This window comes from Rhodopseudomonas sp. RCAM05734 (genome assembly GCF_052658035.1).
The window spans coordinates 2,476,541-2,500,698 of sequence record NZ_CP199742.1 but is presented as its reverse complement, the minus strand read 5'-3'; the positions used below and the strand labels follow the sequence as shown (position 1 = coordinate 2,500,698).

Sequence of the window (24,158 nt, the reverse complement as noted above, 5' to 3'; positions counted from 1 at the left end):
GATGCGCAGCATCGCTGAAGTGGAGGCCGGGGTGAGGGTGCCGCTCGCTCCGGCGTTTGCGGTTACCCCCACCCGACCGCGCTACGCGCGGCCACCCTCCCCGCAAGGTGGAGGGGAAGAAGTAACCCTACTTCGCTGCGCCGTCCTTGGCCGGCGCGGCAGCAGCCGGCGTTTCCTTTGCCGGCGGCGTCTTCTTCTGCGCGGCCTGCAACTCTTCGACGCTCTTCTGCAATCCGGCCACCGTCGCCTTCAACGCCTCGATCTGGCGGTTGGCGGCGTCGAGCCTGGCCTGGCTGTCCAGACCGAGTTTGCCGATGGTCTTCTGCAGGAAGATCACATTGCTCTGCAGGCAGCTGGTGCGGCGCTCCATGGTCTTTTCGACCGTGCAGATCTCGATGCCCGGCACGTCCTGCGCCCGCGCGGCAGTAGAGTTGAGCACGACGCACGGCGCCAGCATCGCAGCGGCGGTCGTCAACATGGCCCGGCCGATCATGAAAAAGCCTCGTGCGTCCTGATAGGTTGCGCCAGCCAGACGGCTTTGTGCCGCCTCTGTCAACTGCAGGCCTAAAACAAGCACGGATGGCAGTCGTTCCATCCCCGGAGAATTGAACGATATGGCGACGCGCGAGAGACGGCTGGCCGAATTCAACGGCCAAGGCGACCCGCTGCCCGATCAGGCGGTGCACGTGCTGTGCGAGGATCACAGCGGCACCTACCAGCTGCCGTTTCCCTGCAAGCGCATCGACGGCGAATGGCGCAACGCGGAGTCGGGCAGCCTCGTCGAGGCAACCGTGATCGGCTGGCGGCTGCCGCGGTTCTAGACTCCGCCCTGCTCGAGGCCAGCGCGGCGACGTCAACACGCAGTCGTCCCCGTGGTCAACCCGCGGAAGCCCCGTACAGATAGCCGACCGGCTTTCCTCGGTGCGCAGCGGACGCACGTCCTTGCGGGTGATGATCCTGTCCGCGAGGCCGTCGATCTCGTCACGCTGCGTCGGCGTCCAGCTGCGCGGCCGCTCCAGGCCCTTCAGAAGGCCGAGCCGGAGCACCTGCGTATTGTCGCCGACCCCGACGAGGCTCGTCGCATTCCTGCCCGCCGTCACCACATCGCCAGCGCCCAGTTCGAACGTCTTGCCCGCGCTGTCCCTGAACTCGGCGGTGCCGCGAATGACCCGGTAGATGACCACCTCGCCTTTCGCAAAGCAGCCGGCGTCCGCTGCGGACGAAGTGCTCTTCGGCAGCAGCGACTGGCCGCGCGGATCGGTGGCGATGATGTGGCCGGTGACCAGATGCCCGCTCGGCACCTCGATGCCGATATCGCGCACATAGACCGGCACAGCCGATGCGATGACGCCTTCGGCCAGCGGCCTGAACAGCGCATCCAGCGCCAGCGGATCCTGCAGCCAGAAGCCGGCATCGGCCGGTCGATCATGCAACGCATGGGTCCAGGCCACCCGCGGGGTTTCGGCCTCGTCGATCTTGTCCGGGCCGACGATGGTCGGGTTCGGGAAGGTCGTGGGATCGGTAACGAAAGCTTCGAGAAACTTGCCGGAATAGCCCATGGACATGGCGTCCGGCACCACCGTCTGCGGCGTCTTCAGGTTCTCCTCAGTCGACAGACCCGACCAGGTGTAGAACAGCTGGCGATGCACGATCGCGCTTTGCAGCATCACCGCGCCCGGCCCGACATAATAGACGCGGCCATCGTAGTCGAAGGTGAACATGCCCGAGGTCACCAGCACCAGCTGAAAGCCGCCCGGCGGCAGGTGAAGGTGGAAATCGGTGGGGCCGGTATCCTCGCGGTAGATCGGCAGGTTAGTCGCGACCTCGTGCAGCAAGAAGGTCTCGTTGTTGGCGTGGAAGCCTTCATTGGCGCGACTGTACAGCGCCTGCGGGCGATAGGTCGCCTCGTAGGTCGTATCCTTGTGGCGATCGATGGCCACGAAATCCTGATGGTTGAGGCGGAGCGGATCGCCGTTGGGGCGCGTCAGGCCCGGCCATTTGAGATCGACCGCAGCATGCACGTTCATGGCATCCTCCAATCCGGCGGGGCGCTCGGCCCGGTGTTACTGCGATGCACCATGCGAATTTCGCGCCAGCGGGTCGTGGCGGAGTTTTGTTAGCTGACGCCGGGAAAGCGGCCCGGTTCGGTGCGCATTCGCCGGAACGGACGCGAGAGAGGACAAAGCGCTGGATAGAGTTTGGGCATGCGATGCCCGATTTGCAGGCCTGTTCAAAGGCCGAGATGCGCTTGTGTCCCGGACGCGGTGCGGCCTAGCGAAGCGAAGCTTCGCACGGAAGTGCCGCTCCGCAGATCCGGGACCCAAGTGTTCTTGGTCATCGGGACCCCGGATCTGCGGAGCACCATGCCGCTTGAAGCGGCGCAGTGCACCGCGTCCGGGGAACGCTGCCCTCGAACTCAATCGAACTCTAGTACTCGACCTCAAGCTCTTCGATATCGTCGTGCTCGAGCTTCGCCGCAGCGATCCATTCCTGCATTTCCGGCAGCGTCATCACCATGCTGGCATAGGCCGCCAGCCGGTCGTCGAGCTTCACGTCATAGGTCATGAAGCGCGTCACCACGGGCGCGTACATGGCATCCGCCATGCTGCGCTCGCCGAACAGGAACGGGCCGCCGGACTTGGCGAGGCATTCACGCCAGATGGTGCAGATGCGGTCGATGTCGGCCTGGGCGCGCGACCATATCTTGAAGTTCGGGAAATGGCCCTTGAGGTTGACCGGCAGCGACGCCCGCAAGGTGGTGAAGCCGGAATGGATTTCGCCGGAGATCGAGCGGCAATGGGCGCGCAGGATGCGGTCGGACGGCAGCAGGCCGGCCTCCGGCATGATCTCGTTGAGATACTCGCCGATTGCCAGGGTGTCCCACACCACGGCCCCCTCGTGGCGCAGGCACGGCACCAGGATCGAGGACGACAGCAGCAGGATTTCAGCCTTGGCCGAGGCATCGTCGGGCGCGGTGATGATCTCGTCGAACTCCAGGCCGGAGAATTTGGTCAGCAGCCAACCGCGCAGCGACCACGACGAGTAATTCTTGCTGCTCAGTGTCAGTGTGGCCCTGCTCATCGGCGATCTCCTCACCTATCAAACCCAACGCGACCTGCAGCGGACGGCGGCTTTACCGCCGCGAATCGCCCCATGCGTGTGCTTTTCCCGATTCGTGCAGCAAACGACGTGCCAGTTTTACAGACTATTTGACTCTTCCCTGGCTTCGATATTGCATAGCAATAAAGCAGGGAAAGATCCGCATGATGTCGATGATGTACCAAGCCTACCAGAATCACATGGACCTGACGGCACCTTGGCGCAGCGGCGCCGCCGCGGCCTTGCGATACCTCAATCTCGTTCCTGCCGGTACCTCAGAGAAGCTGTTCGGCCGGCTGTCGTCCGCCCTCGAACTGATCTCCCGCACCGCTTTGACCTATACCCGTCCGGCCTTCAGCATCGGCAAGGTCATGGTCGGCAATGCCGAGCTGGATGTCACCGAGGAAGAGGTGTTCTCGACTCCCTTCGGCTCGCTGCTGCATTTCAAGAAAGAGAATTCACCACTGCAGCCGCGCGTGCTGCTGGTGGCGCCGATGTCCGGACATTTCGCCACCCTGCTGCGCGGCACCGTCAAGACACTGCTGCAGGATCACGACGTCTATATTACCGACTGGCACAATCCCCGCGACATCCCGCTCAGCGCCGGCAAGTTCGGCCTCGACGAATATACCGAGCACCTGATTACGTTCATGAACGTGCTGGGGCCGCGCTCGCACATGATCGCGATCTGCCAGCCGTCGGTGTCGGCGCTGGCCGCCGCGGCGATCATGTCGGAAGACGACCACCCCGCCCGTCCCGCCAGCCTGACCCTGATGGCCGGCCCCATCGACACCCGCATCCAGCCCACCAAGGTCAACGACTTCGCCAAGAGCAAGCCGCTGAAGTGGTTCGAGGACAACCTGATCAATTACGTGCCGATCCAGTGCAAGGGCGCGTTCCGCAAGGTCTATCCCGGCTTCGTCCAGCTCACCGCCTTCGTCTCCATGAACCTGGAGCGCCACATCAAGTCCCATGTCGATCTCGCCGACCACCTCGCCAAGGGCGAGACCGAGAAGGCCGAGGTCATCAAGACCTTCTACGACGAGTATTTCGCGGTGATGGATCTGACCGCCGAGTTCTACATCGAGACCATCCGCGACGTCTTCCAAGAACATCTGCTGCCGCAGGGCAAGCTGATGTACAAGGGCCGGCCGGTGAATCCCGGTTCGATCAAGCGCATGGGCCTAATGACCGTCGAGGGCGAAAAGGACGACATCTGCTCGATCGGCCAGACACTCGCCGCACAGGATCTATGCACCGGCGTGCGCGCCTATCGCAAAGTCCACCACATGCAGGCCGGCGTCGGCCATTACGGCGTGTTCAGCGGACGGCGATGGAATAACGAGATCTACCCCTTGTTGCGGGACTTCGTGCACGTCAACTCGTGAGTGTGGGACGTTCTGTAAAAATAAAATTAAATTCATTCCTTCACCCAAACGGGTGAGGCGCGATCCCAGCCATTCGCCTACGTCGGTACCGGGGGATTCGTTTTGCAGGCCGCGCAAGCGGCATGTCGATCGTTCCAATTGCCGCTTCGGCGGACCGTTTATTGACAGGTTGCACCACTTTCAACGACATCATATTGTGCATCAAGGCCGGCCTTCGAGCCGGCCTTTTTGTTGCCGCGGCCTCACGCCACCCGGACCCGCCGCTGGCCCAGCAGCCGGACCAGGTCGACCTGGCGATCGACCCCGGTTTTCGCGAACACCGATTTGAGCTGGGTGCGGACGGTGTTCAGGCTGACGTTCTGCAGCTTCGAGATTCCGCTGAGCGAATGGCCATCGATCAGCATGCTGGCGATCTCGCGCTTCCGCCGGCGTCAGGTCGAACAGCGCCTGCAGCAGCTCCGGCGCCGGACTGCCCTGCTGGGTAATGGCGGTCAGGAAGACGATCGACACCGCACCGGTGAAGACGTCGAGCCCAGCCAGCCGCAACGGCAGCACATGGACGATCAGCGGCGGGCTGGCTGACGTCGCCGCGACCGGAATCGAGCGGCCGGTCCGGGCGAGCGAGACCGGCTTGCCCAGAGCTTCCACAAACATCGACTGGATCGCAGGCGCGGTGAACTGCACCTGATCGCGCGCGCCGACGCCGACGGTAGCACTGACCGTGAGAAAGGCCGGATTGGCGGCGACCAAACGGCCGTTGCGGGTCACGGCCGCAGCCGGCAGCCCGATCATCTCCAGCGTGGCGATGGCGGTGCGGGCGCGATCGAAGCCTAGGCGGCCCGCCAGAACCGCCGCGCGCGCCAGATGCGGACGCAAATGGTCGAGCTGTTCGGCGGTCTCGCGCGGCACCGGCCCCTTGGCGAACGCCTTTTCCACCGACAACACCAGCATGTCGCCGGATGGTGCACGAATCGATGTGCCGACGCACCAGCCCAACCCGCCCGGCCGAAGAATGTCGGTGTAGAATTTCTCGTTGTCGAGCTCCTCGCGCGTAAACTTGTCGAGGTCGGTCAGAAAACGCGACTCGATGTTCGGGAGAAGGCGCTCGTTGCGCGGATTGTTCTGCGCGAACGGGCTTTTGGTCCATCGATCGATGCGCTCGTGGATCGCGGCGGACGAACACCATCGCGGAATCCCCGGGGCGATCGCGAACATCATGGCGCCTTCACCGTCGGCGATCCCGGCGAGCTTGTCGAACACCAGCGGCCAGCGGTCCGGCACCACGCCCGCTTCGTAGATCTCGTCGACCAGCGCTTCGAAGTTTACAGAATCGAACAATGCATCTCTCGGTTCATATCAGGCACAGGCCGCAGTTCCGGCTCTCACACTGATCTACACCGTGGTTACCAAAAAATTCCGGGCGGTCACACCTCGTTCTGGAGATGGCACGGTCCACCGATATGCTGTCATGCCATGGCGCGCTAGTTCGCCTTCGCGGCCGGCAATTCCGGCGGCAGGATCATCGCTGCCACGATCACCAGCACCGACAATGCTGCGAAGGAATGCAGCATCATGATGAAACCGCCCTGCTCGTACAGCCACGCCACCAGCCCGACCGAGGCGCCGGCGGCGCTGAAGCCGACGAAATAGCGCACCGCATAGGCCCGCGAGCGCCATTCCTCGCTGGTGTATTTGCCGACAATGGCCTCGTTGACCGTGATCTGGCCGAACAGCCCGATAATGATGCCGATCGCCACCACGATCAGCGACACGTTCGACAGGGTCGCGGCGAAATACAGGAACGGCGCCAGCACCAGCGACAGCGGCACGCACACCGCCTTCAGCGAATGGCGATCGATCAGCTTGCCGATATTGTACTGCGTCGCGGCGCCGAACACATAGACGCCGGCGGCGATGATGCCGAGCAGCGCCGGGCTGTGGGTCATATCCGACAGCCGCTCGGCAAACAGCTTCGGCAGCGCCACGGTGATCGCATTGAAGGTGGTGGAGATCGCGATCACGGTGACCAGCAGCGCCAGGATCACCCGCCACATATCGGATTTGGCCACCCGAGCCTGCGCAGCGGCCTGCTTGAAGCCCGAACGATCTTCATGGGCCACGGCGCGTGCAAAGAAAAAGCCGGCCAGCAGCGTGACCACGCCCGGGATGATGAAAGCCCAGCGCCAGCCGAGGAATTCGCCGACCACGCCGGTGATCAGCGCCGACGATGCCACGCCGAAATTGCCCCATACGCCGTTGATGCCCATCTCGCGGCCGAGCTTGTCGGCATAGGATACGATCATGGCGGTGCCGACCGGATGATAGATCGAGGCGAACAGGCCGATCGAGAACAGCGCGACGCCGAGCTGCAGCGGCGACTGCACCAGCCCGACGGAGATCATCGACAGGCCGATGCCGAAGAAATAGATCACCATCATATGGCGCCGGCTCCAGCGGTCGCCGAGCCAGCCGGTCACCAGCGATCCCGCACCGAAGGCGATGAAGCCCGGCGTGGCATAGGGCAACAGCTCCGAATAAGTCATGCCCATGGTCGGCCCCATCACGATCACCGCGGCGGCGAAGATCAGCATCGCGTAGTGATCGATGAAATGGCCGACGTTGACGTAGGTGATGACCCGGGCGGGGACGTTCATGACTCGATCCTGCAGTGCTGGGACGACCGTTATGGAAGCCGGTCGTAGCGGGAAGTCGCCAGCGCCGATCACTGGCGTGCCAATCTGCCGTGATCTTCGGCGGCATGTCCAGATGCGCGAAGCAAAGCGCTCGGCGAAGTTTCGCGCGGCAGCATCTTCCGTCACCCTCCCCTTTGAGGGGGCGAGCGGGCGCCTCGCCCGCTCAGGGTCGACGCACGGCGCGCGCAGCGCGTGTGCGGCGGGGTGGGGTGACAGCGCCGCTGCAACTCTCCGTTTCCCGGGCGCGCTGTGCAGCCCCCGTTTCACGGTGCGACATTCTGTTTCCCGGGCACGCAGCAGCGTCCTTCGTGTCCCGGGCGCGCTGCAGCACAGGCGATGCGCAGCATCGCCGAAAGTGCTGCTGCGCAGACCCGGGACCCAGCTTGCTTTGATGTCAACAAGCTGGGCCGGATCTGCGGCGCACCACGCCGCGCAGGCGCGGCGCAGTGCACCGCGTCCGGGGAACGGGATAACAGCGACAGGCACGCAGAGAAAATAATCCGCGATTCCTCTTGACGTACATCCAGCTAGGTTTATAATCCATCGCATCCCGCCCCACCGAGAGGGGCGTATCGCGATCGTCAGGTTCGCTGGGCGGGGTGCGGTGGACGCGGCAGCGTCAGGCGCGGAATTCGGTTCAGGGCTCGCCAGAATGGCCAGTGAGAACCGGAGGAAGTGCAGACGACAGCGCTGCGCGGACGGCGAAGGCGTGTGGTCCTGGTGCCCCGCGTGAGCACCAAGCCCGGTGGAGAGTCCGCGGCAATCCGTCCGCGGAACACCCTCAACCGGAAGCGACGGCGACGAGAAACCGTGTCGGCCGCCGGGGAGAGCACGACATAGACCGTTAACACCATCGCGCGCGGAACGCCGGATCAGTCCGGTGTGACCGTGGCAAGCCTTGTGCGCTTACTACATTTTGCGCACAAGCCCATGGGTGCATCGGGCACCCGGCGTTCCGCGCGCCCTCTCGATTGAGGGCGGGAATGCAGCACAGCCCGGGCGCGAAAGCGTCGCGGGATTGTCGTTGCTTGGCTGTTTGACAGTTGAATCAGATGTTCAGGCAAGGCGCCTGAAGAATCCCTCCCCCGGAGCGCGGCGCAGCCGCGCGAGGCGGGGAGGGTCGGCCGAACGAAGGCGATGCGCAGCATCGGCGAAGTGGAGGCCGGGGTGGGGGCGCCTCACGCTCTGTCGCGCATGGCGCGCGTCCCCCCACCCGACGCGTTGTTCGCTCCGCTCACACGCGCCACCCTCCCCACCGCGAAGACGCGGGGGGAGGGAGAAGGAAGAGCGCTGCACGCGTCCGGGGAACGAGAGAGTTGCAGCCGTCCCTTACATCACCACTTCGATCAGCTTCGGGCCCTTCTCGGCCATGGCGTCGGCGAGTGCCTTGTTGAGGTCGTCGGCCGTGGTGACCGACCGCGCCGGCACGCCCATGCCCTTGGCGAGCGCCACCCAGTCCAGCGCCGGGCGATCGAGGTTGAGCATGTCGAGGGCGCGCTGGCCGGGATGGCCGGCGCCGACGCCGTCGAACTCGCCGAGCAGGATCTGGTACTTGCGGTTGGCGAACACGATGGTGGTGATATCGAGCCCTTCGCGAGCCTGGGTCCACAGCGACTGCAGCGTGTACATGGCGCTGCCGTCGCCGACCATGCAGATCACCTTGCGGTCAGGACAGGCCACCGCGGCGCCGGTCGCCACCGGCGTCGAGAAGCCGATCGAGCCGCCCATGTTCTGCAGCCAGTCATGCGGCTTCGCCGCCGCGGTGGGCGGGAAGAAGCCGCGTCCGGTGGTCAGCGACTCGTCCACCATGATGGCATTGTCGGGAATCGCCAGCGCGATCGCCTGCGCAATCGACGCGTGGTTGAGCGCGCCGGTCGGCTTGACCAGCTCCATCAGCTTCTGCGGCGCCACGTCGGACGGCTTGGCGCCGAGCGCGCCGGCCAGCGCTTCCAGCGCCGCCACCGAGTTCTCGCCGGTCGCGGTGACGCGGTGAACCTCGCAGCCCTCCGGCTTGAGCATGCTCGGCTTGTTCGGATAGGCGAAGAACGCCACGGGATCGTTGGCCTCGAGCAGCACGATGTGGCGGAACTGCTTCAGGATCGGCAGCGCCAGCTCGATTACATAGGGAATCCGGTCGATGGCGAAGCGGCCGGCGCCGCGCGCCATCTTCGGATTGTAGGTCTGGCCCATCACCTTGCAGCCGGTCTTGCCGGCGATCTGCGCCGCCAGCGCCAGGCCGTGCTCGGTCAGCGCGCCGCCGGTCAGCAGCAGCAGCGTCGGTTCGCCGGACTTCAGCACCCGGGCTGCGGCATCCACCGCGTCGGGCGCATAGCCTGCGCGCTGCTTGTCATCCTTGACCTCGGCGATGCCGGAGGCCTCGCCCCAGGCGGTGTCGGCGGGCAGGATCAGGGTCGCGACCTGGGCATTCCGCGCGGCGGCAATAGCGGCGGCGCCGTCCGTGGCCACCGACTTCGCATCCGGCGAGGTGTGCACCCATTGCGACATCGGCCGCGCCAGGCCCTCGATATCCGAGGTCAGCGGCGCGTTGTATTCGATGTGATAGACGGCATGCTGGCCGACGATGTTGACGATGCCGGAATTGGCCTTCTTGGCGTTGTGCAGGTTGGCGAGGCCATTGGCGAGGCCGGGGCCGAGATGCAGCAGCGTCGAGGCCGGCGTGCCCTTCATACGATAATAGCCATCGGCGGCGCCGGTCACCACGCCCTCGAACAGGCCGAGCACGCAGCGCATGCCCTCGACGCGGTCTAGCGCGGCGACGAAATGCATTTCCGAGGTGCCGGGATTGGCAAAGCAGACATCGACCTTGCCCGCCACCAGCGTCCGCACCAGGCTTTCCGCACCGTTCATCGTCTCGCTCCCGTTTTTCGCGTCTTGAATGACGAGGACGATCAACCATTGTTCGGAGTTCTCGTCAAAGGGGGCAAATGCAACGCATCCCGGTCAGCCCTGCGCAGGCAGCGGGCTTCACCATGCCGGCCGACGCGGCGGGAATCACCGACCGGTGGCTTGCAGATTGAGGCGAATTGTGGCCTGTCTTGGCCATGGCCGTCTTGGGCTTGGCTGTTCTGGCGAGGAAACGATGAAGCGCATTTTCTCCATTCTGTTTGCCACCGTCGCGATGCTGGCCATCGCGGCACCCGCCAATGCCCGCGGGCGGCAGCCTCAGCAGCAGGCGCAGCCTGACTTCCAGGTCGACGATTCTGCCGTCGTTCACCAATTTCTTTTCCAATTTCGGCACCTCGAGCGGCTCCGGACCGATCCCCCGCACCGTGGTCAGCATCGATACCCGCTATGCGCCCGGCACCATCATCGTGAACACCGCCGAACGGCGGCTGTATCTGGTGCAGGCCAATGGCCAGGCGCTGCGCTACGGCATCGGCGTCGGCCGCGACGGCTTCCGCTGGGGCGGCGTGCACAAGATCACCGCCAAGAAGGAATGGCCGAGCTGGACCCCGCCGGCACAGATGATCGCCCGGCGCCCCGATTTGCCGCGCCACATGGAAGGCGGCGTCGACAATCCGCTCGGCGCCCGCGCCATGTATCTCGGCTCCACGCTGTACCGCATCCATGGCTCCAACGAGCCGGAGACCATTGGCCAGGCAGTGTCCTCGGGTTGCTTCCGCATGACCAATGACGACGTCACCGACCTCTATAATCGCGTCGCCGTCGGCGCCACGGTGATCGTCAAGAACTGAGGTCGCGGCAGGTGGCGCCTGCGGGCGCCGCTGTTCCACCCAGACGCCTAATTGTAACTTGCGCACGCCGACGCATTGCGACAGCGTGCACGCAATGAGCGCACCGCACAAATCGCGACGAAACCGGACCATCCTGGCGTTCGGCGTCGTCGCAACCCTGCTGACCCCGGCCGCGCCGCAAGCGGTCGCCGGTGAACTTCCGGCAATCGCTGCGCGCCAGCGCAGCGAGAAGAAGGCCTTCACCGACGCCGAGATCGTCGACGGCTTTCTGAAGACCGCGTTCGGCGCCGAATATCACCTCGCCGGCCGGGTCGACCGGATCCGCAAATACGAGATCCCGGTGCGGGTGTTCGCCGACGGCCGCGCCGACCGCAAGGCGCAGGTCGCCCGGGTGGTGACCGACATCGCCCGGCGCGTGCAGCACCTCAACATCGCCATGGCGGATAGCAGCGACGACGCCAACGTGCTGGTCAAGCTGGTGCGCGACCGCGACCTCAACCGCACCATCGCCACCTTCTACGGCAGCGACCGCGCCAGGGAGATCCGCACCTCGCTGGATCCGCAGTGCCTGTCCGGCTTCCGCAAGAACGAGGCCTACGAGATCGAGCATTCCGACGTCATCCTCACCGTCGACAATGGCGATTTCATCTTCCTCGACTGCGCCTATGAGGAACTGCTGCAGTCGCTGGGCCCGATCAACGACACCAGCTCGGTGCCATGGACGATGTTCAACGACAGCGTCCAGATGGGCTATTTCGACGTCTACGACCAGTACATCCTCAACATCCTCTACGACCCCCGCATCCGGGCCGGCATGACCGTGCAGGAGGTCAATGCCGTAATCCCGCAGGTGCTGGCCGACGTGCGGAACTGGGTGACCAAGGTGAATGGGCTGACGTCAGAGTAGTCATCGCTTTCTCTCATTTGCCGATTTCATCGGGCGCGAATGCGCTCATGGCCTCCCTCCCCCGGAGCGCAGCGAAGCTGCGCGAGGTGGGGAGGGTCGGCCGAGCGAAAGCGGAGGCCGGGGTGGGGGTGCCCCACACTTTGCAATCCATGTTGCAACACCCCCCACCCGACCGGGCTTCGCTGCGCTACGCCCGGCCACCCTCCCCACCGCGAAGACGCGGGAGGAGGGAAACGATGGGGCCGCGACAATTGAATTCAGTCTTCCGCTAAGCACTCTTGTCGAACAGCTCGCGGCCGATCAGCATGCGCCTGATCTCGCTGGTGCCGGCGCCGATCTCGTAGAGCTTTGCGTCGCGCAGCAGCCGGCCCGCCGGATAGTCATTGATGTAGCCGTTGCCGCCGAGCAGCCGGATCGCATCGAGCGCGCATTGCGTAGCCTTTTCGGCGGCGTAGAGAATGGCGCCGGCGGAATCCTCGCGGGTGGTCTCGCCGCGGTCGCAGGATTTCGCCACTGCATAGACATAGGCGCGCGAGGCGTTCATCGTCACATACATGTCGGCGACCTTGGCCTGCACCAGCCGAAACATGCCGATCGGCTGGCCGAACTGCTTGCGCTCGTGCACATAGGGCATCACCAGATCGAGGCAGGCCTGCATGATCCCCAGCGGTCCCGCGGCCAGCACCGAACGCTCGTAGTCGAGGCCCGACATCAGCACGTTGACGCCGCGGCCGACCTCGCCGAGCACGTTCTCTTCGGGCACTTCGCAGTCCTCGAACACCAGCTCGCCGGTATCGGAGCCGCGCATGCCGAGCTTGTCGAGTTTCTGCGCGGTGGAGAACCCCTTCATGCCCTTCTCGACGATGAAGGCGGTGATGCCGCGTGAGCCGGCCGCAGGATCGGTCTTGACGTAGACCACCAGCGTCTCGGCGATCGGGCCGTTGGTGATCCACATCTTGTTGCCGTTGATGATGTAGCGATCGCCCTTCTTCTCGGCGCGCGTTGTCATCGACACCACGTCGGATCCCGCTCCCGGCTCCGACATCGCCAGTGCGCCGACGTGCTCGCCGGAGATCAGCTTCGGCAGGTACTTGCGCTTCTGCGCATCGGAGCCGTTGCGGCGCAACTGGTTGACGCAGAGGTTGGAATGCGCGCCGTAGGAAAGCCCGACCGAGGCCGAGGCCCGCGAGATCTCTTCCATGGCGATGCAGTGCTCGAGATAGCCGAGACCGGAGCCGCCATACTCCTCCTCGACTGTGATTCCGTGCAGGCCGAGCGCGCCGAGCTTCGGCCACAGGTCGCGCGGAAACTGATTGCTCTTGTCGATCTCGTCGGCGCGCGGCGCGATCTCGTTGGCGGAGAAGTCGCGCACGGTTTCGCGGATCGCGTCGGCGGTCTCACCGAGATCAAAATTGAACATCCTGTGGGCATTGGGAATCATCGGGGGCTGCCTCCGCTCGAAAATCGCCTTTGGCGCGCAACGCGCATGCGTTTCCCTATTGAAGACAGGAAATGCTTCGCCAAATCAATCCCTTCGTTCGGCCGGAATCGCCTTTGCCCGGCCTTGCGCTGTGACCGACAACGGAGTGTAATTCGGCCAAAATAACGCCGCCGGGATCAGCCACGGTACGCGTCGGGACGAACGAAACAGGAATCGAAAATGCACGGCACCATCGAGAGCGAAAAGGTCGCACGCCAGCGCATCGCACGCGAGCAGGCCTACGCAACACCGCTGAAGGATTTCCATCCGGGCGCGCCCAAGCTGTTCCAGACCGACACGCTGTGGCCATGGTTCGAGCGGCTGCGCAAGGAAGAGCCCGTGCATTACTGCACCAATGCGCCGATCGAGCCGTACTGGTCGGTGACCAAATACAACGACATCATGCATGTCGATACCAATGCCGCCATCTTCTCCTCCGACGTCAAGCACGGCGGCATCGGTATCCGGGACGTGCCGGAAGGCTACGACTGGCCGAGCTTCATTGCCATGGATGAGCCGCGTCACAGCGCACAGCGCAAGACCGTGTCGCCGATGTTTACGCCCGCTCATCTCGACGAACTGGCCGTGCTCATTCGCGGGCGAGTCTGCAAGGTGCTCGACGCCCTGCCCCGCAACGAGACCTTCGATTTCGTCGAGCGCGTCTCCATCGAATTGACCACGCAGATGCTGGCGACGCTGTTCGACTTCCCGTGGGAAGAACGCCGCAAGCTGACGCGCTGGTCCGACGTGGCGACGGCGCTGCCCAAGAGCGGCGTCGTCTCCTCGGAGCAGGAGCGCCGGCGCGAAATGGACGAGTGCGCCGCTACTTTCGAGAAGCTGTGGAATGAGCGGGTAAATTCCGAGCCGCGGAATGACCTGATCTCGATGATGGCGCACAGCGACGCAACGCGGCAGATGGACCCCGACACCCTGATGGGCAACATCATCCTGCTGATCGTCGGCGGCAACGACACCACGCGCAACACCATGACCGGCTCGGTGCTGGCGCTGAACGAGAACCCCGACCAGTATCAGAAGCTGCGCGACAATCCGGCGCTGATCGACACCATGGTGCCGGAGGTCATTCGCTGGCAGACTCCGCTCGCGCATATGCGCCGTACCGCACTGGTCGATACCGAACTGGGCGGCAAGACCATCAGAAAGGGCGACCGTGTGGTGATGTGGTACGTCTCCGGCAATCGCGACGACGAGATGATCGAGAACCCCAACGACTTCATCATCGACCGCGCCCGTCCGCGCACCCATCTGTCGTTCGGTTTCGGCGTCCACCGCTGCGTCGGCATGCGGCTGGCCGAGTTGCAGCCGAAGATCGTGTGGGAGGAAATGCTGGAGAGGTTTGCCAATATCGAGGTTGTCGGGGAACCTAAGCGGGTATATTCGAGCTTCGTCAAAGGCTACGAGTCTTTGCCGGTTCGCATTTCCTGATTTTTCCCAAATAAGAGAATGTAAATTCCTCGATGAAAAACCAAGCCGCGGAGCAGGACGAGTTCCAGGAAAACTATCACGATATCCGCGATGCCGTCGCCAAGCTGTGTGCACAGTTTCCCGGCGAATACTGGCGCAAGCTCGACCGCGACATGGCCTACCCCAAGGCCTTCGTCGATGCCCTGACCGAGGCCGGCTACTTGTCGGTGCTGATCCCCGAGGAATATGGCGGCTCCGGGCTGAAAATTTCCGCAGCGGCTGCAATCCTCGAAGAGATCCAGCGCGCCGGCTGCAACGGCGGCGGCTGCCACGCGCAGATGTACACCATGGGTACGGTGCTGCGGCACGGCTCCGATGCGCAGAAGGCGCAGTGGCTGCCGAAGATAGCGACCGGCGAAGTCCGGCTGCAGGCGTTTGGCGTCACCGAGCCCACGAGCGGTACCGATACCACATCGCTAAAAACCTTCGCGAAGAAGGACGCGGACGGCAACTACGTCGTCAACGGCCAGAAGATCTGGACCAGCCGCGCCGAACACTCCGACCTGATGCTGCTCTTGGCGCGTACCACGCCGAAGGACCAGTCGGCCAAGCGCACCGACGGTCTGTCCGTGTTCCTGGTCGACATGAAGGAAGCCAAGGGCAACGGGCTGGAGATCCGCCCGATCCGCACCATGATGAACCACGCCACCACCGAGGTGTTCTTCACCGACCTCAAGGTGCCCGCGGCCAATCTGATCGGCGAGGAAGGTAAGGGCTTCCGCTACATCCTGTCCGGCATGAATGCCGAGCGCATCCTGATCGCCGCCGAGTGCATCGGCGACGCCAAGTGGTTCATCGCCAAGGCGACCGCCTATGCCAAGGAACGCGTGGTGTTCGGCCGCCCGATCGGCCAGAATCAGGGCATCCAGTTCCCGATCGCCAAGAGCTACGCCGCCATGCGCGCCGCCGAACTCATGGTCAAGGAAGCCACCCGCAAATACGAAGCGGGTCAGGACTGCGGCGCCGAGGCCAACATGGCCAAGATGCTCGCCGCCGATGCCTCCTGGGAAGCGGCCAACGCCTGCGTGCAGACCTTCGGCGGCTTCGGCTTTGCCGAGGAATACGACGTCGAGCGCAAATTCCGCGAGACGCGATTGTATCAGGTGGCGCCGATCTCCACCAACCTGATCCTGTCCTACGTCGCCGAGCACGTGCTCGGCATGCCGCGCTCGTACTGACACAACGGCCGAGGCTCCTCTTTCGAAATCCCGGAGTGAACGATGCTGCCGCTTGAAGGACTGACCGTCATCGCCGTCGAACAGGCGGTGGCCGCGCCGTTCTGCAGCTCGCGGCTCGCCGATGCCGGCGCCCATGTGATCAAGATCGAGCGCCCGGAAGGCGATTTTGCCAGGGGCTACGACCATGCGGCAAAAGGCCAGAGCAGCTACTTCGTCTGGCTGAACCGCGGCAAGGATTCCGTGGTCATCGACCTCGCGACGCCCGAGGGCCGTCGCTCGCTGGAGGAGCTGATCGCCGCCGCCGACGTGCTGCTGCAGAATCTCAAGCCCGGCTCGATGGACAAGCTCGGTTTTACTCTCGAGCGCCTGCGCAAGGACTATCCGCGACTGATCTGCTGCACGATTTCAGGCTATGGCGACGACGGCCCCTATGCCCACCGCAAGGCCTATGACCTCTTGATCCAGGCCGAAAGCGGGCTGGCCTCGATCACCGGCGGCCCCGAAGGCCCGTCGCGGGTCGGCGTCTCCATCGTCGACGTCGCCACCGGCGCTGCTGCGCATGCCGCGATCCTCGAAGCGCTGATTGGCCGGGCGATGTCCGGCCAGGGCGCCGACATCCGCATCTCGATGTTCGACGTGATGGCCGACTGGCTCACCGTGCCGCTGCTCAATGCCGAGGCCGGCAACCCGCCGCAGCGCATGGGCCTCGCACATCCCTCCATCGCGCCCTATGGCGTGTTCCGCTCCATGGACGGCAAGGACATCCTGATCTCGATCCAGAGCGAACGTGAGTGGAAAGTGCTGTGCGCCAAGGTGCTCGGCGACGCCGCTTTGGCCAGCGACCCGCGCCTGGTCAACGGCGTCGAGCGCGTGCGCAACCGCGCCTTCACCGACCAGACCGTGAGCGACGCGTTCGGCTCCCTGAGCCGCGACGCGCTGCTGCAGCGGCTGACCGAGGCCGACATCGCCTTTGCCGAGGTCAACACCATGGCCGATCTCTCCACCCACCCGCATCTGCGCCGCATCACGGTGGCGACGCCGAACGGTGACGTCAGCTATCCCGCGCCGGCCGCGATCTTCGTCGACGCGCCGCGTGGATACCGCGCGGTCCCGGCCATCGGCGAAGTGCAGAAGTAACGGAGCAAACCATGGCCGACACACTCGATCTCGATCACCTCCGCAGCCGGATCGGGCGCACCGACGAGGCCTCGGATATTGTCACCGCACAGCTCGTGAAGGGGCTGCGCGCCACGCTGTTCCTCGACATCGGCAAGCCGCAGCCCGGCGACGCCGCGCCCTTCACCACGCATTGGTGCCTCGCGCAGCCGGTGGCGCCGATGGACCAGCTCGGCAGCGATGGCCATCCGGCCCGCGGCGGCTTCCTGCCGCCGGTGCCGCTGCCGCGCCGCATGTGGGCCGGCGGCCAGCTCGAATTTCTCGACACGCTCTGCGTCGGCGACGACGTCACGCGCGCGTCAAAAATCCTCGACGTCACGCTGAAGACCGGCTCCACCGGCGCGCTGTGTTTTGTCAGCGTCGAGCACCTCATCACCACGCCGCGCGGCCTCGCCATTCGCGAGCGCCAGGACATCGTCTATCGCGACGCGCCGACCAGCATGGCGCCACCGGCGCCGGCACCGAAGGAGGTGCCCACGGCAAAACACAGCGAAAGGCACTTTGCCGATCCGGTGCTGCTGTTCCGCTACTCCGCTTTGACCTTCAATGGCCACCGCATCCATTACGACCGCGACTACGTGACAAAAGTCGAGTTCTATCCCGGCCTGGTGTTTCACGGGCCGATGCAGGCGGCCTTGCTGGTGGAATTGTCAGCGAAACTGCACGGTGGCAAAGCGCCCGCCAAGTTCAGCTACCGCGGCGTGCAGCCGCTGTTCGACGGCGCGGAATTTTCGGTCAATGCCAACGAGACGGCCGAGGGGCTGGAGGTCTGGACCGCCAACGACAAGGGCGCGCCGACCATGAAGGCGACGGCGAGCTGGTAGCCACCGACTGTCGTCGCCCGGCCTGCGCGCAATTGCGCGCCAGGACCGAGCGACCCAGTATACGCAGGCGGCGGTGAAGAAAGCCGCGGCGCCAGCGTCTACTGGATCACCCGCTTTCGCGGGTGATGACAGGCTGAGATTGCGGACGATGACAGCCAGAGCATGTTGACTCTTCCGCACTTCCCCTGATTGATCGGGGCCAATCGCTGCGAACCAACGCCGCAAATGGGGAAACACATTGGCCCGCGACAAAGCAAAACCCGCCCGTAAATCCGTCACCGTCAAGGACGCCACCCTCGACCTGATCCGCGCCTTCGGCATCAAGAAGGTGTTCGGCAATCCCGGCTCGACCGAACTGCCGTTTCTGTCGGACTGGCCCGACGACATCGACTACGTGCTCGGTCTGCAGGAAGCCTCGGTGATCGGCATGGCCGATGGCTATGCGCAGGCAACGCGCAATGCCGCCTTCGTCAACCTGCATTCCGCCGCCGGCGTCGGCCATGCGCTTGGCAACATCTACACCGCACATCGCAACCAGACCCCGATGGTCATCACCGCCGGCCAGCAGGCGCGCAGCATCCTGCCGCTGCAGGCCTTTCTCTATGCCGAACGCGCCTCGGAATTTCCGCGGCCTTATGTGAAATACAGCGTCGAGCCGGCGCGCGCCGAGGACGTGCCCGCGGCCATCGCGCGGGCGTATTACGTGGCGATGCAGCCGCCGTGCGGGCCGACCTTCGTCTCGGTACCGATCGACGACTGGACCCATCCCGCGCAACCCATCGCCGCACGGCGCGTGAGCCGCGAGCTCGGTCCCGATCCCCAGGCGATGCACGAACTGGTCGCCGCCTTGGCTGGCAGCAAGAAGCCGGCACTGATCGTCGGCCCCGGCATCGACCGCGCCGAGGCCGTCGACCTGATGGTCCAGGTCGCGGAAAAGACCAAGGCGGCCGTCTGGGTCAGCCCGTTCTCGGCACGCTGCAGCTTTCCGGAACGGCATCCACAGTTCGCCGGCTTCCTGCATGCCTCGCCGGCGCAACTCTCCGACGCGCTACGCGACTACGACCTCGTCGTGGTGATCGGCGCGCCGGTGTTTACTTTCCATGTGGAGGGCCACGCGTCGATCTTTGATGGCGGCACCACGCTGTTCCAGATCACCGATGACACCACCTCGGCCGCGGTGATGCCGGTCGGCACCAGCATCATAGCGACGATGAAGCCAGCACTGACGCTGCTGCTGGACCTGCTGCCCGCTACCAAACGCACGGCCGCGCCCGGCCGTATCCTGCCGCCCCCGCCCGCGACCGGCGACCCGATCCCGGTCGACTACCTCCTGCACTCGCTGGCGCAGGCGATGCCCAAGGATGCCATGCTGGTGGAGGAAGCGCCCTCGCATCGTCCGGCGATGCAGAAGTTCATGCCGATGCGCGGCCAGGACAGTTTTTACACCATGAGTTCCGGCGGCCTCGGCCACAGCCTGCCGGCCTCCGTCGGCATGGCGCTGGGCTATCCCGGCCGCCGCAGCGTGTGCCTGATCGGCGACGGTTCGGCGATGTATTCGATCCAGGCGCTATGGACCGCCGTCCAGCGCAAGTTGCCGCTGACCGTGGTGATCATCAATAATTCCGGTTACGGCGCGATGCGCTCGTTCAGCCAGGTCATGCAGGTGCGGAATGTGCCCGGCCTCGACCTGCCCGGTCTCGATTTCGTCAAGCTTGCCGAAGGAATGGGCTGCAACGCCGTGCGTGTCAGCAAGGCCACGGAACTCGCGGCAGCGCTCGCGCGCGGCCTGCAGTATGATGGCGTCAGCCTTGTCGAAGTCGTCGTCGACAGCGCCGTGCCCGTGCTTTATGGACAAAAGCACTGATGTGACAACGCGATAGGACGACCCGCATGACCGACCGGATGAAGGACACCCCGGCCAAGCCGCACAGTTCGCACTGGGGCGCTTTCTCCGGCGCCTGGAAAGACGGCAAGCTGGTCATCGTTCCGCACCCGATCGATCCCGATCCCAATCCGATTATCCAGAATTTCCCCGAGGCGCTTCGTCACAAGGCGCGGATCGCCAAGCCGATGGTGCGCCGCGGCTGGCTGGAGAACGGTCCCGGCAAGGATGACCGCCGCGGCCGTGACGAGTTCGTCGAGATGGAATGGGACGCGGTGCTCGACCTGCTCGCCGCCGAGCTGAAGCGCGTCAACGACGAGCATGGCGCCAAGGCGGTGTTCGGCGGCTCCTATGGCTGGTCGAGTGCGGGCCGCTTCCATCATGCCCAGAGCCAGCCGCACCGCTTCCTCAACGTTGCGCTCGGCGGTTATGTGCGCTCGGTGAACAGCTACTCGGCCGGCGCCTCGATGGTGATCCTGCCGCATGTTCTCGGCAACTACGACGACGTTTCGCGCAAGAACGTCGCTTGGGACGAGATCGTTGCCCACACCGATGTGATTCTCGCTTTCGGCGGCATGGCGACGAAGAACTCGCGCGTTGCCTCCGGCGGCATCAGCCGCCACACCGAACATCAGGACATGGTCGCGGCCTCCAGGCGCGGCTGCCGGCTGGTGCTGATCAGCCCGCTGAAGAGCGACCTGCCCGACGAGGTCAACAACGAATGGGTGCCGTTGAAACCGGGCACCGACACGGCCTTGATGCTGGCGCTGGCACATACTCTGGTGAGCGATAACAGCCACGACCGCGGCTTGCTCGACAGCCACTGCACCGGCTGGCCTGTGTTCGAAGACTATCTGATGGGCCGCAGCGACGGCCAGCCCAAGGATGCCGCCTGGGCGGCTGGGATCACCAGCGTCAACGCCGACGACATTCGCGCTTTGGCGCGCCGCCTGCCCGGCAAGCGCGTGCTGGTTACCGTCGCGCATTCGCTGCAGCGCGCCGAACACGGCGAGCAGCCGGTGTGGATGGCTTCGGTGCTGGCGGCCATGCTTGGCCAGCACGGGCTGCCCGGCGGCGGTTACAATTACGCGCTCGGCGCCATCGCCAATTACGGTCGCCGCCACAACGCCGTGCCGATCGCCGCCCTGCCGCAGGGCAAGAACAACGTCGGCGATTTCATTCCGGTCGCCCGCATCAGCGACATGCTGCTCAATCCGGGCGCGCCGTTCGACTACAATGGCCAGCGCCTCGCTTATCCCGATATCAAGCTGGTCTATTGGGCCGGCGGCAACCCGTTCCATCATCATCAGGATCTCAACCGCCTGCGCCGCGCTTTCGCTGCGGTCGATACGCTGGTGGTGCACGAGATCGCCTGGACCGCGACGGCAAGGCACGCCGACATTGTTCTGCCCTGCACCATGACCCTGGAACGCGAGGACATCGGCGGCGCGCCCACCGATCCGCTGATGGTGGCGATGCATCGCCTGGCCGAACCGTTCGGCGAGGCCCGTGACGACTATGACATCTTCACCGGACTTGCCGGGCGCCTCGGTTGCAAGGACGCCTTCACCGAGGGCCGCACCTCCGGACAATGGCTGCGTCATCTCTACAGCTTCACCCGGGATGGTCTCGCCGCGCGCGGCCTCGAGGCGCCCGACTTCGATACGTTCTGGGTCCGCGGCGAACTCACGCTGCCGCAGCCGCCGCATGACGGCGGCAGCATCCGCGCCTTCCGCAACGATCCGGCCGGCAAACCGTTGGCCACGGCCAGCGGCAAGATCGAGATCTTCTCGGACAAGATCGCCAGCTTCAACTATGCCGATTGCCCCGGCCATCCCAGCTGGATTGCGCCCGTCGATGTGATCAGCGAGACGACGCCCCTGCAACTGGTTGCCAACCAGCCCGCCAGCCGTCTGCACAGCCAGTTCGACTTCGGCGGCCACAGTTCAGCGGAGAAGCGCCGCGGACGCGAAGTGGCGCGCATGAACCCCGCCGATGCCCGCGCGCGCGACATTGCCGACGGCGACATCATCAAGCTGTTCAACGACCGCGGCGCCTGCCTGGCGGCCGTCGTCGTGACCGACGGCATCATGCCGGGCGTGGTACGGCTGCCGACCGGCGCCTGGTACGATCCGGAAGACATCAATGACGACAAACCGCTGTGCGTGCACGGCAACCCGAACGTGCTGACCCGCGACGTCGGCACCTCCAGCCTCGCCCAGGGTTGCACCGGCCAGCTCACCACGGTGCAGGTGGAGAAATTCATCGGCAACCTGCCGCCGATCCAGGCCTATGACCCGCCGGTGGCGGTTAAGGCGGGGCTGGAAGCGGCGGAGTAGTTCCTAACCTCTCCCCGCTCTTTGCGGGGAGAGGTCGACCGGCGAAGCGTAGCGAAGCCGGTCGGGTGAGGGGCAAGACACGAGATTGCCACAACGCATCTCTCTCGGGCTGCAACCGCTGTTGATGTTATTCTCATTCGCGTTATCCGTGACAACACGCCTGCGTTAGGCCGCGTGCCCTGCCCCTCACCCGCGCGCAAGTGCGCGCGACCTCTCCCCGCAAAGGGCGGGAAGAGGTAAGGAAGCGCGCCTTCAGGACTTCCCGAACTCTTCCCGCATCTTGGCCTGGATCTTCGCCATGCCGCCGATCCAGCGATCGTAGTTCTCGGTCTTCTTGCGCATGTAATCGATCACCTGCGGATGCGGCAGGATCAGGAACGTCTCGGCTTCGATTCCATCAAGCGCGTCCTTCGCCACCTGCTCCGGCGTCAGGTCGCCGTCGCTGGATTGCGGCCCCTTGGGGATCGAGCGCAGCATATTGGTATCGACGCCCTGCGGGCACAGGATCGACACCTTGATGCCATCGGCACGATGCGAGATCGCGAGATTTTCGGCAAAGCCCACCGCGGCATGTTTGGTGGTGGAATAGGCCGGGCTGCCGACCTGCGACAAAAGCCCTGCCGCGGAGATGGTATTGAGGAAATAGCCGCCGCCGCGCGCCTTCATCAATGGGATCAGATGGCGAGCGGCGTAGACATGAGCCATCACGTGAATCGCCCAGCTCTTGGCCCATGGTTCGTCGGACGTGCCGCCGGCATTGACCGTGAGCGGATCGAAGCCGCCGCCGATGCCGGCATTGGAGCAGAACAAGGCGATCGGGCCGAAGCGGCGCTCGGTCTCGCTGATCAGATGCTTGATATCGGCTTCGACGCCGACGTCGCATTTGAACGCGGCGCCGTCGACGGAGGCAGCCACGACTTCGGCGCGCGCGAGGTCGAGATCGGCGACGACGACCTTGGCGGCACCGGCGCGGCGGAAGGCTTCGCACAGCGCCTGGCCGATGCCGTTACCGCCTCCGGTCACGACCACGACCTTACCAGCCACCTGCATGGATACACTCCGCTGTTGAGTGCTCAGGCGAGAACGAGGTCGAGCACAGCGGTATAATGGCAGGCGGCGCCGAGCAGCACAAATCCATGCCAGATGGCATTCTGGAAGCGCAGCCGCTGCCAGGCATGAAATATCACGCCGAAGGAGTACAGCAGGCCGCCGGCGCCGATGAACCACAGCGTCGTCGACGGCAACGTGGCAAGACCGGCATCATAGGCCATCACGCCGCTCCAGCCCATGGCCAGATACAGCACCACCGCCACCTTATCGTAGCGGCCCGGCAGGAACAGCTTGATGGCGATGCCGACAATCGCCACGCACCACACTCCGGCCAGCAGCGCCAGCGCGAAGCCGCTGTCGCTTAGCTGGGCGAAGATCGGCGTGTAGGTCGCCGCGATCAGGACGTAGATCGCCGAGTGATCGAACCGCCGCAGCAGCCATTTGCGCGGCGACACCGGCCACAGATTATACGCCGCCGAGAAGCCGAGCATGGCCAGCAGGCCAACGGCATAGACCGACACGGTCAGCACCGAGGCGGCCGGCGCGAACACCGCGGCCAGCACGATCAGCGCCGTGGCGGCAATCAGGCCGGAGAACACGCCGAGGCCGTGGACGATGCCGTCGGCGATCAGCTCGGCGCGATCGTAATTCCAGCGTACCGTTCCGGTGACAGTGGTCGCGGAATGGGCCGCGAATTCCTTGAGCTTGAAAATCTTGTTCATGGCGGATCCGCACGACAGCAACGATGGACCAAAGAGACGATATCACCACTTGGGACGCCACGACATCATAGGCCAAGCCAGTAAACCGATGGCGAACGAGTGCACTGCAAAGGCGTCAATCGTAAGGCTTGATTTCCATGCGCAGATCGCCACCTGTCCTTGATCACTATTGATCAATTTGATGACGAATTCGTCACTTGGCAGGCGTTGCACTCTGAC

19 protein-coding genes and 1 pseudogene are annotated in these 24,158 nt (G+C 64.6%); 10 read left to right on the top strand and 10 right to left on the bottom strand.

The genetic code is table 11. The features are described 5' to 3' along the window. Positions 1–127: 127 nt before the first annotated feature. Complete coding sequence (locus ACUXVA_RS11765) at positions 128–493, bottom strand: hypothetical protein (protein WP_413776398.1); 366 nt, start codon at positions 491–493, stop codon at positions 128–130. A 121-nt stretch (positions 494–614) separates the two neighbouring features. On the opposite strand from ACUXVA_RS11765, the gene ACUXVA_RS11760 reads away from it, so the two are divergent. Further along, entirely contained in the window at positions 615–821 is a 207-nt protein-coding gene (locus tag ACUXVA_RS11760) for a hypothetical protein (RefSeq protein WP_265080150.1), read from the top strand. 55 nt (positions 822–876) lie between these two features. On the opposite strand, the pseudogene ACUXVA_RS11755 reads toward ACUXVA_RS11760, so the two are convergent. Together ACUXVA_RS11755 and ACUXVA_RS11750 are read right to left on the bottom strand one after the other, a co-directional pair. Further along, a pseudogene (locus tag ACUXVA_RS11755) lies at positions 877–2,027 on the bottom strand (hypothetical protein). Positions 2,028–2,427: 400 nt separating this feature from the next. Further along, entirely contained in the window at positions 2,428–3,081 is a 654-nt protein-coding gene (locus ACUXVA_RS11750) for a glutathione S-transferase family protein (RefSeq protein WP_445492263.1), read from the bottom strand. Between the two features lie 182 nt (positions 3,082–3,263). On the opposite strand from ACUXVA_RS11750, the gene ACUXVA_RS11745 reads away from it, so the two are divergent. Then, positions 3,264–4,487: a polyhydroxyalkanoate depolymerase gene (locus tag ACUXVA_RS11745; RefSeq protein ID WP_445492261.1), complete on the top strand. Its 1,224-nt coding sequence runs from the start codon at positions 3,264–3,266 to the stop codon at positions 4,485–4,487. Between the two features lie 201 nt (positions 4,488–4,688). On the opposite strand, the gene ACUXVA_RS11740 is transcribed toward ACUXVA_RS11745, so the two are convergent. The 4 genes from ACUXVA_RS11740 to ACUXVA_RS11725 form a co-directional block, all read right to left on the bottom strand. Next, a complete protein-coding gene (locus tag ACUXVA_RS11740; protein ID WP_445492259.1) occupies positions 4,689–5,825 on the bottom strand; it encodes a hypothetical protein in 1,137 nt (378 codons plus the stop codon). A 143-nt stretch (positions 5,826–5,968) separates the two neighbouring features. After that, positions 5,969–7,141: an MFS transporter gene (locus tag ACUXVA_RS11735; RefSeq protein ID WP_265080154.1), complete on the bottom strand. Its 1,173-nt coding sequence runs from the start codon at positions 7,139–7,141 to the stop codon at positions 5,969–5,971. Between the two features lie 1,368 nt (positions 7,142–8,509). Continuing rightward, a complete protein-coding gene (locus ACUXVA_RS11730) occupies positions 8,510–10,048 on the bottom strand; it encodes an acetolactate synthase large subunit (RefSeq protein ID WP_265080155.1) in 1,539 nt (512 codons plus the stop codon). Positions 10,049–10,112: 64 nt separating this feature from the next. Further along, on the bottom strand, positions 10,113–10,481 hold the full coding sequence (locus tag ACUXVA_RS11725; RefSeq protein ID WP_445493394.1) for a hypothetical protein: 369 nt from the start codon (positions 10,479–10,481) through the stop codon (positions 10,113–10,115). Here ACUXVA_RS11725 and ACUXVA_RS11720 point away from each other — a divergent pair. Further along, positions 10,381–10,896, top strand: coding sequence for a L,D-transpeptidase (locus ACUXVA_RS11720; protein ID WP_445493278.1), 516 nt, complete (start codon positions 10,381–10,383; stop codon positions 10,894–10,896). The genes ACUXVA_RS11725 and ACUXVA_RS11720 overlap by 101 nt on opposite strands. A gap of 94 nt (positions 10,897–10,990) precedes the next feature. Further along, positions 10,991–11,803, top strand: coding sequence for a DUF2927 domain-containing protein (locus tag ACUXVA_RS11715; RefSeq protein ID WP_445492256.1), 813 nt, complete (start codon positions 10,991–10,993; stop codon positions 11,801–11,803). A 268-nt stretch (positions 11,804–12,071) separates the two neighbouring features. Here the strand turns inward: ACUXVA_RS11715 and ACUXVA_RS11710 are convergent, their stop codons facing one another. Continuing rightward, positions 12,072–13,244, bottom strand: a complete 1,173-nt coding sequence (locus tag ACUXVA_RS11710; RefSeq protein ID WP_445492254.1) for an isovaleryl-CoA dehydrogenase — start codon at positions 13,242–13,244, stop codon at positions 12,072–12,074. A 219-nt stretch (positions 13,245–13,463) separates the two neighbouring features. Here ACUXVA_RS11710 and ACUXVA_RS11705 point away from each other — a divergent pair, with 219 nt between their 5' ends. From ACUXVA_RS11705 to ACUXVA_RS11680, 6 genes are all read left to right on the top strand, one after another. Beyond that, positions 13,464–14,729 carry a cytochrome P450 gene (locus tag ACUXVA_RS11705; protein WP_445492252.1) on the top strand — a complete coding sequence of 422 codons (1,266 nt, stop codon included), beginning with the start codon at positions 13,464–13,466 and terminating at the stop codon, positions 14,727–14,729. A gap of 32 nt (positions 14,730–14,761) precedes the next feature. Further along, the gene (locus ACUXVA_RS11700) at positions 14,762–15,946 is read left to right on the top strand and encodes an acyl-CoA dehydrogenase family protein (protein WP_265080160.1); all 1,185 of its coding nucleotides are present in this window, start codon (positions 14,762–14,764) and stop codon (positions 15,944–15,946) included. A gap of 42 nt (positions 15,947–15,988) precedes the next feature. After that, positions 15,989–17,083 (top strand): CaiB/BaiF CoA transferase family protein, encoded by a 1,095-nt coding sequence (locus ACUXVA_RS11695; protein ID WP_445492250.1) that lies wholly within the window; start codon positions 15,989–15,991, stop codon positions 17,081–17,083. A gap of 11 nt (positions 17,084–17,094) precedes the next feature. Beyond that, positions 17,095–17,946, top strand: coding sequence for an FAS1-like dehydratase domain-containing protein (locus ACUXVA_RS11690; protein ID WP_445492248.1), 852 nt, complete (start codon positions 17,095–17,097; stop codon positions 17,944–17,946). 238 nt (positions 17,947–18,184) lie between these two features. Next, positions 18,185–19,810 carry a benzoylformate decarboxylase gene (mdlC, locus tag ACUXVA_RS11685; RefSeq protein ID WP_265080162.1) on the top strand — a complete coding sequence of 542 codons (1,626 nt, stop codon included), beginning with the start codon at positions 18,185–18,187 and terminating at the stop codon, positions 19,808–19,810. A 26-nt stretch (positions 19,811–19,836) separates the two neighbouring features. Continuing rightward, positions 19,837–22,167 (top strand): molybdopterin guanine dinucleotide-containing S/N-oxide reductase, encoded by a 2,331-nt coding sequence (locus ACUXVA_RS11680; protein WP_445492245.1) that lies wholly within the window; start codon positions 19,837–19,839, stop codon positions 22,165–22,167. Between the two features lie 252 nt (positions 22,168–22,419). Here ACUXVA_RS11680 and ACUXVA_RS11675 read toward each other — a convergent pair whose 3' ends face one another. Both ACUXVA_RS11675 and trhA read right to left on the bottom strand, forming a co-directional pair. Next, positions 22,420–23,217 carry an SDR family oxidoreductase gene (locus ACUXVA_RS11675; protein ID WP_265080164.1) on the bottom strand — a complete coding sequence of 266 codons (798 nt, stop codon included), beginning with the start codon at positions 23,215–23,217 and terminating at the stop codon, positions 22,420–22,422. A 23-nt stretch (positions 23,218–23,240) separates the two neighbouring features. Continuing rightward, on the bottom strand, positions 23,241–23,939 hold the full coding sequence (gene trhA / locus ACUXVA_RS11670; protein ID WP_265080165.1) for a PAQR family membrane homeostasis protein TrhA: 699 nt from the start codon (positions 23,937–23,939) through the stop codon (positions 23,241–23,243). Positions 23,940–24,158 lie beyond the last annotated feature (219 nt).